The sequence below is a fragment of the Amycolatopsis granulosa genome (genome assembly GCF_011758745.1).
Lineage (GTDB): Bacteria > Actinomycetota > Actinomycetes > Mycobacteriales > Pseudonocardiaceae > Amycolatopsis_E > Amycolatopsis_E granulosa.
The window spans coordinates 5,152,487-5,165,784 of sequence record NZ_JAANOV010000001.1 but is presented as its reverse complement, the minus strand read 5'-3'; the positions used below and the strand labels follow the sequence as shown (position 1 = coordinate 5,165,784).

The 13,298-nt window shown below is 72.3% G+C and carries 13 protein-coding genes; 7 read left to right on the top strand and 6 right to left on the bottom strand.

The annotated features are described in order from the left end of the window. Positions 1-4 precede the first annotated feature (4 nt). Both FHX45_RS25325 and FHX45_RS25320 read right to left on the bottom strand, forming a co-directional pair. Positions 5-559 carry a DinB family protein gene (locus tag FHX45_RS25325; RefSeq protein WP_167106914.1) on the bottom strand — a complete coding sequence of 185 codons (555 nt, stop codon included), beginning with the start codon at positions 557-559 and terminating at the stop codon, positions 5-7. Continuing rightward, a complete protein-coding gene (locus FHX45_RS25320) occupies positions 556-1,839 on the bottom strand; it encodes an amidohydrolase (protein WP_167106911.1) in 1,284 nt (427 codons plus the stop codon). Before FHX45_RS25320 ends, FHX45_RS25325 begins: the two co-directional genes overlap by 4 nt. A gap of 50 nt (positions 1,840-1,889) precedes the next feature. On the opposite strand from FHX45_RS25320, the gene FHX45_RS25315 reads away from it, so the two are divergent. The 4 genes from FHX45_RS25315 to FHX45_RS25300 all read left to right on the top strand — a co-directional run bounded on the left by FHX45_RS25315 (position 1,890) and on the right by FHX45_RS25300 (position 6,120). Next, positions 1,890-3,377: a DUF7782 domain-containing protein gene (locus tag FHX45_RS25315; protein ID WP_167106908.1), complete on the top strand. Its 1,488-nt coding sequence runs from the start codon at positions 1,890-1,892 to the stop codon at positions 3,375-3,377. Then, the gene (gene dtd / locus FHX45_RS25310) at positions 3,374-3,799 is read left to right on the top strand and encodes a D-aminoacyl-tRNA deacylase (RefSeq protein ID WP_167106905.1); all 426 of its coding nucleotides are present in this window, start codon (positions 3,374-3,376) and stop codon (positions 3,797-3,799) included. Before FHX45_RS25315 ends, dtd begins: the two co-directional genes overlap by 4 nt. 243 nt (positions 3,800-4,042) lie before the next feature. Further along, positions 4,043-5,068: a sigma-70 family RNA polymerase sigma factor gene (locus tag FHX45_RS25305; RefSeq protein WP_167106902.1), complete on the top strand. Its 1,026-nt coding sequence runs from the start codon at positions 4,043-4,045 to the stop codon at positions 5,066-5,068. A 425-nt stretch (positions 5,069-5,493) separates the two neighbouring features. Further along, positions 5,494-6,120: a VOC family protein gene (locus tag FHX45_RS25300; protein ID WP_208406116.1), complete on the top strand. Its 627-nt coding sequence runs from the start codon at positions 5,494-5,496 to the stop codon at positions 6,118-6,120. Between the two features lie 169 nt (positions 6,121-6,289). Here FHX45_RS25300 and FHX45_RS25295 read toward each other — a convergent pair whose 3' ends face one another. From FHX45_RS25295 to FHX45_RS25285, 3 genes are all read right to left on the bottom strand, one after another. Beyond that, on the bottom strand, positions 6,290-7,951 hold the full coding sequence (locus FHX45_RS25295) for a FumA C-terminus/TtdB family hydratase beta subunit (RefSeq protein ID WP_167106899.1): 1,662 nt from the start codon (positions 7,949-7,951) through the stop codon (positions 6,290-6,292). 118 nt (positions 7,952-8,069) lie between these two features. Continuing rightward, positions 8,070-8,507, bottom strand: coding sequence for an SRPBCC family protein (locus tag FHX45_RS25290; RefSeq protein ID WP_167106896.1), 438 nt, complete (start codon positions 8,505-8,507; stop codon positions 8,070-8,072). 16 nt (positions 8,508-8,523) lie between these two features. After that, positions 8,524-9,027: a hypothetical protein gene (locus FHX45_RS25285; RefSeq protein WP_167106893.1), complete on the bottom strand. Its 504-nt coding sequence runs from the start codon at positions 9,025-9,027 to the stop codon at positions 8,524-8,526. A 133-nt stretch (positions 9,028-9,160) separates the two neighbouring features. Here FHX45_RS25285 and FHX45_RS25280 point away from each other — a divergent pair, with 133 nt between their 5' ends. Genes FHX45_RS25280 through FHX45_RS25270 form a run of 3 tightly spaced genes read left to right on the top strand, consistent with a single transcriptional unit; the run spans position 9,161 to position 12,110 of the window. Then, on the top strand, positions 9,161-9,580 hold the full coding sequence (locus FHX45_RS25280; protein WP_167106890.1) for a YciI family protein: 420 nt from the start codon (positions 9,161-9,163) through the stop codon (positions 9,578-9,580). Between the two features lies 1 nt (position 9,581). Beyond that, positions 9,582-10,835 (top strand): RNA polymerase sigma factor, encoded by a 1,254-nt coding sequence (locus FHX45_RS25275; RefSeq protein ID WP_167106887.1) that lies wholly within the window; start codon positions 9,582-9,584, stop codon positions 10,833-10,835. Between the two features lie 51 nt (positions 10,836-10,886). Further along, the gene (locus tag FHX45_RS25270) at positions 10,887-12,110 is read left to right on the top strand and encodes an APC family permease (RefSeq protein ID WP_208407696.1); all 1,224 of its coding nucleotides are present in this window, start codon (positions 10,887-10,889) and stop codon (positions 12,108-12,110) included. A 73-nt stretch (positions 12,111-12,183) separates the two neighbouring features. Here the strand turns inward: FHX45_RS25270 and FHX45_RS25265 are convergent, their stop codons facing one another. Beyond that, entirely contained in the window at positions 12,184-13,290 is a 1,107-nt protein-coding gene (locus FHX45_RS25265; RefSeq protein WP_167106881.1) for an NAD(P)H-dependent flavin oxidoreductase, read from the bottom strand. Positions 13,291-13,298 lie beyond the last annotated feature (8 nt).

Sequence of the window (13,298 nt, the reverse complement as noted above, 5' to 3'; positions counted from 1 at the left end):
CTCCTCAGTACCCGGTGCTGCCGTCGATCCGCTCGCGCAGCAGGTCGGCGTGACCGTTGTGCCGCGCGTACTCCGCGAGCACGTGCACGACGACCCGGCGCAACGAGACCGGCTCACCGGAGGCCGCGTGCACGCCCGTGACGTCCAGCGACGGCGCGTCGGCGACGATCCGCCGGGACTGCTCGCACTCGGCGAGCCACGCTCCGAGCGCCTCCGCCGGGTCGCCCTCCAGGCGCTCGAAGTCCTGCTCCGGATCGTCGTCCGAGTAATGGAGAAGCGGGACGTCCTCGCCGCGGAACTGGATGCGGAACCACCAGCGCTCGACACCGGCGAGGTGACGCAGCAGGCCGTGCAGGGTCAGGCCGGAGGGCGGGATCACCTTCTCGGACAGCCGCTCCGGCGGCACGCCGGCGCACTTGAGCTCGAACGTCTGCCGGTGCCAGTCGAGGTAGGCGGTGAGGATCTCCCGCTCGTCACCGGTCTTGGGCAGCGGCGGGCGGGTGTCCTCGGCCCACAACCGGGCGAAGTTGGCGGCGGGGATCGGGGAGCTTCCGGTCATGCCCCGAGCCTGCCAGCACCCACCGACAAAAACGTGAGCGCGGCGACGACCAGCGTCTCCACCCCGGTCCGCAGCGTCGGGTGCAGGACCGGTGCGAACCGCGGCGAGTGGTTGGACGGCACGTCCTGCTCGAACCGGCCCTCGCCCATCGCCGTGAGCACGAGGTCCGCGTCCAGCCCGCCGACCAGCCAGAACACCGAGGGCGCACCGGCGGCCCGGCCGAACTCGCCGAAGTCCTCGCTGCCGGTGACCAGGGGTGCCTCGATGGTGCGGTCGGCGCCGAAGTGGCCGGTGAACGCCTCGGTCAGGGTGCGGTTCGCGACCTCGTCGTTGGTGGTGACCGGGAAGGTCGCGATGGGCGTGATCTCCGGCGGCCGTGGCGCGCCCGCCGCGGCCGCCTCGCCCTGCACGATGCGCTCGACCGCGGCGAGCACCCGGCTGCGGACCTGCCCGTCGAAGGTGCGGATGTTGACCTCCAGCACGGCCTCGTCGGCGATGATGTTGGGCGCGCTGCCGACGCGGATGGACCCGACGGTCACCACGGCCTGCTCGGTCGCGGCGACCTCGCGCGACACGACGGTCTGCAGCCGCATCACGACCGACGCGGCCAGCACCGCCGGGTCGACCGTGGTTTCCGGGCGCGACCCGTGCCCGCCGCGGCCGTGCAGCACGATCCGCAGCGAATCGGTCGCCGCCATCAGCACCCCCGGCCGGGTCAGCACCCAGCCGGCGGGGCCGGGCACGACGTGCTGCCCGAGCACCACCGCGGGGGTGCCGGCCCGGTCGAACAGGCCGTCGCGCACCATCGCCGCCGCGCCCTCGCCCGCCTCCTCGCCCGGCTGGTAGACCACGACGAGCGTGCCCCGCCAGCCGTCCCGGCCCGCGGCGAGCAGCCGCGCCGCGCCGTCCAGCCAGGTCGCGTGCATGTCGTGACCGCACGCGTGCATGACCGGGACCTCGTCCCCGCCGGGTCCCGGCGCACGCACCTCACTGGCGTAGGGCAGGCCGGTCTTCTCGGCGACCGGCAGCGCGTCGATGTCCGCGCGCAGCATCACCACCGGGCCGTCGCCGTTGCGCAGCACCCCGGCCACGCCCGTCGCGCCGATGCCGGTGTGCACCTCGTACCCGGCGTCGCGCAGCCGGGCCGCGAGCTTGCCGGCGGTGCGGTGCTCGGCGAAGGACAGCTCCGGGTGGCGGTGCAGGTCGACGTAGAGCTCCTCCAGGCCCGGCAGGAGCTCGTCGAGCCCCGCGAGCGGACCTGCGTGGTCGGCGGTGGTCATCCGGCCATCACAGCACAGCCGGGACGGCCCGCGTGGGAGGATCACCCACCGTGAGCATTCCGCGGTTCTCCCACGACTTCCTGGCCCGGCTGCGCGAAGCGTTCCGCCGCAGTGGTTACGACGCCGACGGCGTGATCGGCGCCCTGGGCGGGGCGGCGCACGCGGCGCTGGGCCGCGGCGAGCCCGAGCTCGCCTTCCGCGCCAGCGCGGATGCCGGTGAGCTCGGCACGCTCATCCGGCTGTTCCTGCTGGGCTCGGCCGAGCCGGAAGCCGCGGTGCGTGCGGCGCTGGCGCCGGCCCCGCTCGACGAGGCCATGGCCACCGGGCTGCTCCGGGGCGGCCCGGAGCACTTGCGCGCCGGCCTCGATGTGCGCCCGCACGGCGACGAGCAGGGGTCCTGGTGGGTGCTGTCGGACCTCGACGCGGACGTACTGGGCGCGGAGGTGCCTGGCGACCACGTGCTCGGCGTCGGGCACGCGTCGCTGAGCCTGATCCGCGCCACCACGCGCCGTCCGGTGGACACCCTGCTGGACCTGGGCACCGGCGACGGGGTGCAGGCGCTGCACGCGACGCGGCACGCCCGGCGGGTCACCGCAACCGACGTGTCGGAGCGCGCGCTGGCACTGGCGGACGCGACGTTCCGGCTCAACGAGCTGGAGGTGGAGCTGGTGCGGGGTGAGTGGTTCGCCCCGGTTGCGCGCCGCCGGTTCGACCAGATCGTGTGTAATCCGCCGTTCGTGGTGGGACCGCCGCGGGTCGACTACACCTACCGCGACTCCGGTCTGGGCGGCGGTGACGACGCGAGCGCGCTGGTCGTCCGCCAGCTGCCCGGGTTCCTGACCGAGGGTGGCACCGGGCAGCTGCTCGCCTCCTGGTTGCACGTCGAGGGCGAGGACTGGGCCGACCGGGTGAGCCGGTGGCTCCCGCCGGGCACCGACGCGTGGTTCGTGCAGCGCGATGTCGCCGATCCAGGTCTGTACGTGGGCACCTGGCTGCGGGACGCGGGCATCGATCCCCGTTCCGATCGCGGCCGGGCGAAGGCGGCGGACTGGCTCGACTGGTTCGCGGGGAACGCGGTGCGTGGTGTCGGATTCGGGTTCGTGACCCTGCGCCGCACGGACGCGACGCACCCCACCGTGGTGTGCGAGGACCTGCGGCAGGCCTACGACGACCCGCTGGGGCCGGAGGCGGGCGCGTGGCTGGACCGGGTGAGCTGGCTGCGTGAACACGGGCACGACCTGCTCGGAACGCGGTTCCGGGTGCCGGACACGGTGCTGCTGGAGCGGGTGGCGGCGCCCGGCGACGAGGGCTGGGACACCACGGTGCTGCGGCTGCACCGCTCCGACGGGCCGGGCTGGCAGCACGAGGTCGACGAGCCGGTGGCGGCGCTGCTGGCCGGCTGCCGCGGTGCGCTGCCGCTGTCGGACCTGCTGTCCCTGCTCGCCGCCGGTCACGGCCTGGACGAGGACGAGCTGGCCGGCGCGGCGCTGCCGCTGGTGCGGGAGCTGGTGCGGCACGGGTTCCTGGAGGCGGTGTGAGGGCCGTCGCGGCCCGCGTGACGGAGGCGCGCGTCACCGTCGACGACGAGGTCGTCGGTGCGATCGGGGAGCCCGGTCTGCTGGTCCTGCTCGGTGTGCACGTTTCGGACACCGCAGACAAAGCGGTCACGATGGCACGCAAGCTGCACGAGCTCCGCATCCTGCGCGATGAGCAGTCCTGCGCCACGGCCGGGGCTCCGCTGCTCGTGGTGAGCCAATTCACGCTCTACGGCGACACCCGGAAGGGACGCCGTCCATCGTGGACGCAAGCGGCGCGCCCGGAGGCGGCGCTGACCCTGTTCGACCGCGTCGTCGCGGAGCTACGCGAGCGCGGAGCCCGTGTCGCCACGGGGAAGTTCGGCGCGATGATGGCGGTGCACAGCGTGAACGACGGGCCGTTCACGGTACTCGTAGAGGTCTGAACCACTGCCCGCCCAACGGGTCTCTCAGCAAAACCTCAGCTTTGGTCGAGCAACCCCGTCCGGTGTTCCGCCGTCTTCGAAGTGGAGGAGGCGGGAACGTTTCGGCAACGACCGGCGTTGGAACCATTGTCCAGCCGACGAGCTGGGCACGCGGGGGTGGAGCACTCCACAGGATTCACCCACGCGGCGCAGGAGCCGGTGTGACGCACCGAACGTGTCCGCCCGTGACCGGGGAGGCAGAACATGTCAGTACAAACTCTCGAGCGCCCGACTCGTGAGGTCCCCGAGCCCGAAATCGAGCCCGTCGAGTCCAGCGTACGCCCTTCGCCGAACCTCGACGCGGATCTCGACGCCCAGGGCCCGGCCGCGGACCTCGTGCGGGTGTACCTCAACGGGATCGGCAAGACCGCGCTGCTGTCGGCCGCCGACGAGGTCGAGCTCGCCAAGCGCATCGAGGCGGGGGTGTTCGCGCAGCACATGCTCGACACCGCGCCGAAACTGACCGCACAGCGCCGCAAGGAGCTCGAGGCGCTGGTGCGCGACGGCCACCAGGCCAAGAACCACCTGCTGGAGGCCAACCTGCGACTGGTCGTGTCGCTGGCCAAGCGCTACACCGGCCGGGGGATGCCGCTGCTCGACCTGATCCAGGAGGGGAACCTGGGTCTGATCCGCGCGGTGGAGAAGTTCGACTACTCCAAGGGGTTCAAGTTCTCGACCTACGCGACGTGGTGGATCCGCCAGGCCATCACTCGCGGCATGGCCGACCAGGGCCGGACCATCCGGCTGCCCGTGCACCTGGTGGAGCAGGTCAACAAGCTGGCCCGGATCAAGCGCGACCTGCACCAGCAGCTCGGCCGGGAGGCCACCAACGAGGAGCTGGCCGCCGAGTCGGGCATCCCGGTGGACAAGGTGTCCGACCTGCTCGACCACGCCCGTGACCCGGTGAGCCTGGACATGCCGGTCGGCACGGACGAGGACGCACCGCTGGGCGACTTCATCGAGGACTCCGAGGCCACCGACGCCGAGAGCGCCGTCATCTCCGGCCTGCTGCAGGACGACCTGCGCCGGGTGCTGGCCACGCTCGACGATCGGGAGCAGCAGGTGATCCGGATGCGCTACGGCCTCGACGACGGCCAGCCGCGCACCCTCGACCAGATCGGCAAGCACTTCGGGCTGTCCCGCGAGCGGGTCCGCCAGATCGAGCGCGAGGTCATGTCGAAGCTGCGCCAGGGCGAGCGGGCCGAGCGGCTGCGCGCCTACGCCAGCTGACCGTTACCCGGCGTTGCGCCGGTTCCGTGATCCTCACGACGGGAAGCCCGCTGGCAGCGGTAGCAGGGCGCGGTGCGCAGCGGCCGCACAGGCCGGTGCCATCGGCGCGGCGGACGTAGACCTTCCGGGCGGCAGTGCGGCAGGGCTCGCCCGGTGCGGCCGCAGTGGGCGCAGTGGGCACAGCCGGGAACGATGACCGGGTGTGCCCGCCGCGGGCGAGCACCCGGAGCAGTCGGTGTTCTCGCTGGTCAGGGCCCACAGCAGCATCCGGTTGCGGTGGTCCCCGACCACCCCGCTGGAGAACGCGGTGGTCGGGGCCTGGGCGTGGAAGGATCGTGTCCGAGTTCGAGGCTTTCCAGGTCAGGATCTGACCTATCTCGTCCCTACCGTTGTTGTCCGCGACCGACATCAGCGAAAGGACCACGATGCCCGAACAGACCAGCGCCGCGCCGGAGGGCTATACCGCCGTTGCACCCTGGGTCTTCACCGACGACACAGGGGCCTTCCTCGACTTCGTCACCCAGGCGTTCGGTGGTGAGGAGCTCGGGCGGGTGGCGACCGAGGACGGCTTGATCGGTCACGGTGAGATCCGGGTCGGCGACACCGTGGTGTTGGCCTTCGACCCACACGCGGACTGGCCCACCATGCCGAGTCTGCTGCGTGTTTTCGTCGCCGACGCGGACGCGGCGTTCTCGCAAGCTGTCACAGCCGGCGGCCATGTCGTCACCCCTTTGGCGGACAACGCTTTCGGACAGCGCGGAGGGCGTATCAGGGATGTGGACGCGGCTGCAGGACCCGGTATACGCCGAGGCGATGCGTGTGGCTCAGGAAACACTCGACGCCGAGCTCAGCGGTCGACGTCACGGACGCAACAGCGCGCCTGTCAAAACATCCAGCTGACGGGTTCACGGTCACGATCGCCGTCCCGCTCCTGGCGGTCCAGTAAGAGCCGTCGCGGCGCGTTGTTCGCCAAGTGCATGGGCAGCACCGGGGCCACGCCGCCACGTGGCGTGGCCCCGGTGATCCACGAACTACCCGATCGGCAGCGTTGACCTATGACGCAGGTCACGTCACCGTGGAAGCAACGTGTCGTGACTTCTCCACGTCCTGTGGTCGGTAGAACTTCGCGGCGGGGTGCCCTGCGCTCCCGGCCGCGTGCCCCGGAAGGTCGGGTCCGTCGGGGTGGGCCCGGCCTTCCGACTTTTCCGGGGCAGACCGGCGTTAGGAGCGGAAGCTGATCTGCAGCACGGGCTCCGACGTCTCGGCGAAGAAGTCGTTGCCCTTGTCGTCGATGACGATGAACGCCGGGAAGTCCTCGACCTCGATCTTCCACACGGCTTCCATGCCCAGCTCCGGGTACTCCAGCACCTCGACCCGCTTGATGCAGTCCTGCGCCAGCCGCGCCGCCGGGCCGCCGATCGAACCCAGGTAGAACCCGCCGTGCCGCCGGCAGGACTCCGTGACCTGCTTGGACCGGTTGCCCTTGGCGAGCATGACCATCGACCCGCCGGCCGCCTGGAACTGCTCCACGTAGGAATCCATGCGGCCCGCGGTGGTCGGCCCGAACGAGCCGGACGCGTACCCGTCCGGGGTCTTCGCCGGGCCGGCGTAGTAGACCGGGTGGTCGCGCAGGTACTGCGGCATCTCCTCGCCGGCCTCCAGACGCTCGGCGATCTTCGCGTGCGCGATGTCCCGCGCCACCACGAGCGGACCGGTCAGCGACAGCCGGGTCTTGACCGGCAGTGACGACAGCTGCGCGCGGATCTCGTCCATCGGGCGGTTCAGGTCGACCTGCACCACCTCGTCGGACAGGTCCTCGGTGGTGACGTCCGGCAGGAAACGCGCCGGGTCGCGCTCGAGCTGCTCGATGAACACGCCGTCCGCGGTGATCTTCGCCTTGGCCTGGCGGTCGGCGGAGCAGGAGACCGCGATGCCGACCGGGCAGGACGCGCCGTGCCGGGGCAGCCGGATGACCCGCACGTCGTGGCAGAAGTACTTGCCGCCGAACTGGGCGCCGATGCCGAACTGCCGGGTCATCTCCAGCACCTGCTGCTCCAGGCCGGTGTCCCGGAAGCCGTGCCCCAGCGCCGAGCCCTCGCGCGGCAGGTTGTCCAGGTAACGGGCGGAGGCGAGCTTGGCGACCTTGAGGTTGTACTCGGCCGACATGCCGCCGACCACGATCGCCAGGTGGTACGGCGGGCAGGCCGCGGTGCCGAGGCTGCGCAACTTCTCGTCCAGGAACTTCGCCAGCCGCTTGGGGTTCAGGACGGCCTTGGTCTCCTGGTAGAGGAACGTCTTGTTGGCCGAGCCGCCGCCCTTGGCCATGAACAGGAACTCGTAGCCCGGGTCACCCGCGCCGTCCTTGTGGTACAGCTCGATCTGCGCGGGCAGGTTCGTCCCGGTGTTCTTCTCCTCCCAGAAGGACACCGGCGCCATCTGCGAGTAACGCAGGTTCAGCTCCTGGTAGGCGTCGAAGATGCCGCGCGCCAGGGCCTGCTCGTCGTTGCCGCCGGTGAGCACCCCCTGGCTGCGCTTGCCGATGACGATCGCCGTGCCGGTGTCCTGGCACATCGGCAGGACACCGCCGGCCGAGATGGCCGCGTTGCGCAGCAGGTCCATCGCGACGAACCGGTCGTTGCCACTGGCCTCGGGGTCGTCGACGATCGCGCGCAGCTGCGCCAGGTGCGACGAGCGCAGCAGGTGCTGGATGTCGCTGATCGCGGTCCGGGCGAGCGTCGTCAGCGCTTCGGGGTCGACTTCCAGGAACTTCCGTCCGGCGGCCTCGACTACCCGGACGCCCTCGGCGGTCACGAGCCGGTATTCGGTCTCGTGGTCCGGACCCAGCGGCAGCACGTCGGTGTACTGGAAGGTGGTGGTGGTCACTCGGGCTCCCTCGCAGGCAATTCGGGCCCTTGACGTTACCGCCTGCGCGCGCTCTCCCACGCTGTGGTGTGGTGCGCGCTACGCGCCGCGGACCGCGAAGTAGGCCACACCCCCGTGCTCACGCTTCGAACATCCGCACGAGCCGGTCCAGGGTCTTCTCGATCGCCTGCCGGTTCTTGCGCGGGAAGAAGCTGAGGTCGATCAGCAGCGGAACGCGTGCCGTGGACCAGTCGAAGGTCTCGGTGACGTCGGTGGACCCGTCCGGACGGGGGTCGAGCCGCCACCGCCACCGGTGCCCGTTGAAGTGCCGCCAGGCGATCAGCCGGTTCTCCTCGAACTCGACGACCGTGTTGCGGATGCGGTAGCTCGCGCCCATTTTCATGTCCATGCCGAACCGGGAGCCGAGCGTGAGCCGCTCCGGCCCGTCCCGCCGCGCTGCCAGCACCGTGCCGGATCCGTCGATCAGCGGGTGCTTCGACGGGTCGGTGAGCAGCTCGAAGATCTTCTCCGGGGGTGCCGCGACTTTGCGTGTGGCCGCGACCTGGCGTGACGTCATGCCGCGATCCTACCGGTCAGTAACCTCGCGTGGCGCTCTTGAGCACGACGATCCGCTCGTTCAGGGGAGCGGACAGGGTCACCGTGACCACCGGGTAACGCAGGTCCATCGTGCACATCTGGCCGGCCAGGTTGCTCCTGCTCTCCACCAGGGTGACCACCACCCGCTGCGTGTCCTGCGCGGTGAGCTCGGCGGCGGCACGCCCGCACCCGCCCTCCTCGGCGCGCACGAACAGCTGCCTGCCGTCGGCGCTGACGTACACCTCGCGCGGGAAGTCCGCGGGCAGCGCCGAAGCGTCGACCCGGCCGGCCGGCACCGGGGTGACCCCGGCGGGTGGTTGCATCTCGCGCGGCCCGCCGGGCAGCGCCGGTGGCACGCGGGTCGCCGGTGCGGACGGCGCCGCGGGCACGGTGGAGGTGGCCCCGCCACCGGGCGGGCCGCCGGTGCCGGTCTGCCCGCCGCAGGCCGCGGCCAGGAGGAGGACCAGCCCCAGCCCGCACGTCGTCACACGCCACCTCATGCCTGCCCAGACGGAACGACCCGGCGGACCGGTTGCACGAAAATCTCCGCGGGCGATGTCGATCCGGTCCCTTCCCCGTTCGACTCAGCGGTGAGAGGGTTCGACGGAACCCGGACATCGAGGGAGAACCACCATGAAGTTCATGCTCATCTGGCGGGCCACCGACGAGGCGTTCGCGAACCTGGGCAACGTCGACTTCACCGAGATGCTCGAGCTCACCGGCCGGTACAACCAGGAGCTCATCCGGGCCGGGGTGCTGGTGGCCGCCGAAGGGCTCGACGACGCGAACGAAGGCGTGGTGGTCGACTACTCCACCGAGCCACCGGTGGTGACCGACGGCCCGTACGGGGAGACGAAGGAGCTGTTCGGCGGCTTCTACATCCTCAACGTGGCCTCGAAGGAGGAAGCGATCGAGTGGGCCAGGCGCTCGCCGATCAAGGGCAAGGGCTTCAAGACCGAGATCCGGCGCGTGACCACGATCGACGAGTTCCCGCAGGACAACGAGTGGATCCAGAAGGAGCGTGCGTGGCGCGAGGCGCACGGCCAGCTCTGAGATGACCGAGCGGGATGCGGTGGCCGCCGTCTGGCGGATCGAGTCGGCGCGGATCGTCGGTGCGCTCGCGCGCTACACCGGCGATTTCGCGCTGGCCGAGGACCTCGCGCAGGAGGCGCTGGCCGAGGCACTGGTGACGTGGCCGCGGGAAGGCGTCCCCCGCAATCCCGCCGGGTGGCTGCACACCGTGGGCAGGCGCCGCGCCGTGGACGCGTTCCGCCGGCGCGCCGCGCTGGACGCCAAGTACGCCGTCCTCGCGAACGAGGAGCGGGAGGACGCCGTCACCGGCGACTGGGACCCGGACCAGATCGACGACGACGTGCTCGCGCTGATGTTCATCGCGTGCCACCCGGTGCTGTCCCGGGAGGCCCGGCTGACGCTGACCCTCCGCGTGGTGGGCGGGCTGACCAGCGACGAGATCGCGCGGGCGGTCCTGACACCGACCGCCACGGTGCAGGCCCGGATCACCCGGGCGAAGAAGACCCTCGCCGCGGCGCGGGTGCCGTTCGAGGTCCCGCCGCCGCAGGAACGGGCCGCACGGCTCGGCTCGGTGCTCAACGTGATCTACCTGATCTTCACCGAGGGCTCGTCGGCCAGCTCGGGCGGCGACCTGATCCGGTTCGACCTCGCCGGGGAGGCCCAGCGCCTCGCCCGCGTGCTGTCGCGCCTGATGCCCGGCGAGCCCGAGGCGCACGGGTTGCTGGCGTTGCTGGAGCTGACCGCGGCGCGGTTCCCGGCGCGCACCGGACCGGACGGCGAGCCGGTGTTGCTGGAGGACCAGGACCGCAGCCGCTGGGACCGCTCGGCGATCCAGCGGGGACGGGCGGCCCTGGCCCGGGCCGGGGCGGTCGGGCGCGGGCTGGGGGCGTACGGCCTGCAGGCGGCGATCGCCGAGTGCCACGCGGTCGCGCCGTCGGTCGCGGAGACGAACTGGGAGCGGGTGGTGCTCCGCTACGAGGCGCTCGGGCGGCTCGCGCCGTCCCCGGTGGTGGAGGTCAACCGGGCGGTGGCGGTGTCGATGGCGCACGGGCCGGCGGCGGCACTGCCGATCGTGGATTCGCTGGCCGCGGATGGCGCGCTGCGCGGGTCGCACCTGCTGCCGACGGTGCGCGGGGAGCTGCTCACCCGGCTGGGCCGGGCCCGGGAGGCGCGGGCCGAGCTGGCGCGAGCCGTGGAGCTGTGCGGCAACGACCGGGAACGGGCGGTGCTGCGGCGCAAACTAGCCGCGCTCGAACGGCCGCCGAACATCCGGTGACGAACCGGCCGCGCGGGGGTGCCGGTCGGTTACGGTCGCCCCGTGACACGACTGGAGCGACGGCTCGGCACCGGCGATGCGGTGGTGATCGGGCTCGGCTCGATGATCGGGGCCGGGGTGTTCGCGGCCTTCGCACCGGCCGCGCGCGCCGCGGGGACCGGGCTGCTGATCGGGCTCGCGCTGGCCGCGGTGGTCGCCTACTGCAACGCCACCTCCTCGGCCCGGCTGGCCGCGCGGTACCCCACGTCCGGCGGGACCTACGTTTACGGGCGGGAACGGCTCGGCGCGTTCTGGGGCTACCTCGCCGGGTGGGGTTTCGTCGTCGGGAAGACCGCGAGCTGCGCGGCGATGGCCCTGACGGTCGCGTCCTACGCCGCGCCCGGCGCGGGGCGGCCGGCGCAGTCGCTGATCGCGGCGGCCGCCGTGCTGGCGCTGACGGCGCTCAACTACCGCGGGGTGCAGCGGTCGGTGACGGTCACCAAGGTCATCGTGACGATCACGCTCGTCGTGCTGGCCGGGTCGGTGCTGGCGATGGCGGTCGCGGGCACCCCCGCGCCGGCACGGCTGACGCCGGTGGCGGCGGCCGGCGGGGTGCTCCAGTCCGCCGGGCTGCTGTTCTTCGCGTTCGCCGGATACGCCCGCATCGCCACGCTCGGCGAAGAGGTGCGGGACCCGGCGCGCACCATCCCGCGGGCCGTCCCCATCGCGCTCGGGATCACGCTCGTCGTGTACGCGCTGGTGGCCGTTTTCCTGCTGCGGCAACTCGGGCCGGCGCGCCTGGCGTCCACTCCGGACCCGATCGCGGCCGCGCTCGCCGGCACGTCGTGGGCGGTCCTGACGCCGGTGGTCCGCGCCGGGGCGGCGCTGGCCGCGTTGGGCTCGCTGCTGGCGCTGGTGCTCGGCGTGTCCCGGACGACGTTCGCGATGGCCCGGGACGGTCACCTGCCCGCGCCCCTGGCGGCCGTGCACCCGCGGTTCGCCGTGCCGCACCGGGCGGAGGTGACGATCGGCGTGGTGGTGGCCGCGCTGGTGCTGGTGACCGACCTGCGCGGCGCGATCGGGTTCTCCTCGTTCGCGGTGCTGACCTACTACGCCATCGCGAACGCGAGCGCGTGGACGCTGCGCACCCGGCGGGTGGTGCCGGCGGTGGGCCTGGCCGGGTGCGTGGTGCTCGCGTTCAGCCTGCCGGTCGCGTCGGTGATCAGCGGCGTCGTGGTGCTGGCGGTCGGTGTGGTGGCGTGGTTCGTCACCTCGCGCCACCGCACCCGGCGCTGAGCGGCCAACGCACCGCCCGCAGCGGCAAACACAGCGCCCCGAGCGGCGAACACGGCGCTGGGGGTGGGTGCGGTCACCGGGTCCGGTCGAGGCGGGTGAGGGTTTCCGCGTAGCCGCTGACCAGGTCGGCGACGATCTCGGCCACCGGGCGCACCCGGTCGATGCGGCCGATGATCTGACCGGCCGGCATCGACACCACCGTCGGGTCGCCCGCGGCGTGGATGCGGTTGTGCGCGGAGCTGACCAGCAGGTTCTGCAGCGGCATCGGCAACGGTTCGGGTGCGTCCGGCGCCGCCCACGCCTCCGTCCAGCGCGTCTTGAGCAGTCGCGCGGGTTTGCCGGTGTAGATGCGCGTCCGCACGGTGTCCGACGAGGTCGCCCCGACCAGTGCGGTCTGCATGGCCGCCGACTCGGGCATGGTGCGCAGGTACTCCTCGGTGGCGAGCCAGATCGACCCGGTCCACGCGCCCGACGCGCCGAGCGCCAGTGCCGCCGCCACCTGCCGCCCCGAGCCGATGCCGCCCGCCGCGAGCACCGGTACCCGGTCGCCCACCGCGTCGACGATCTCCGGCAGCAGCACCATCGACCCGATCTCGCCGGTGTGCCCGCCGGCCTCGTAGCCCTGCGCCACCACGAGGTCCACGCCGTTGTCCACGTGCCGCACCGCGTGCCCGGCCTTGCCGGCGAGTGCCGCGACCGGCACCCCGTGCGCGTGGGCCTGCTCGATCACGTCGGCCGGCGGGGAGCCGAGCGCGTTGGCGATCAGCTTGATCGGGTGCCGGAGCGCGACCTCGACGTGCGAGCGGGCCACCGAATGCAGCCAGCCGAGCACGCCAGCGCGCTCCTCGGTGTCCTCCGGCAGGGCCGGCACCCCCAGCTCGCGCAGGGTCCGCTCGACGAACGCGCGGTGCTCGTCCGGGATCAGCCTGGCGAGGTCGACCGCGGCCCCCTCGGCCGGGATCTTCGCGGGCATGACGACATCGACCCCGTAGGGCCTGCCGTCGGTGTTGGCGTCCATCCAGTCCAGCACCCGGTCGAGCTCGCCGGCGTCGTTGAAGCGCACGCAACCGAGCACGCCGAGGCCGCCGGCCTTGCTGATCGCGGCGGCCACGTGCTCGGACGGGGTGAACCCGATGATCGGGTACCGGATGCCGAACCTCTCGCACAACGCGGTGCGCATACGGTCTC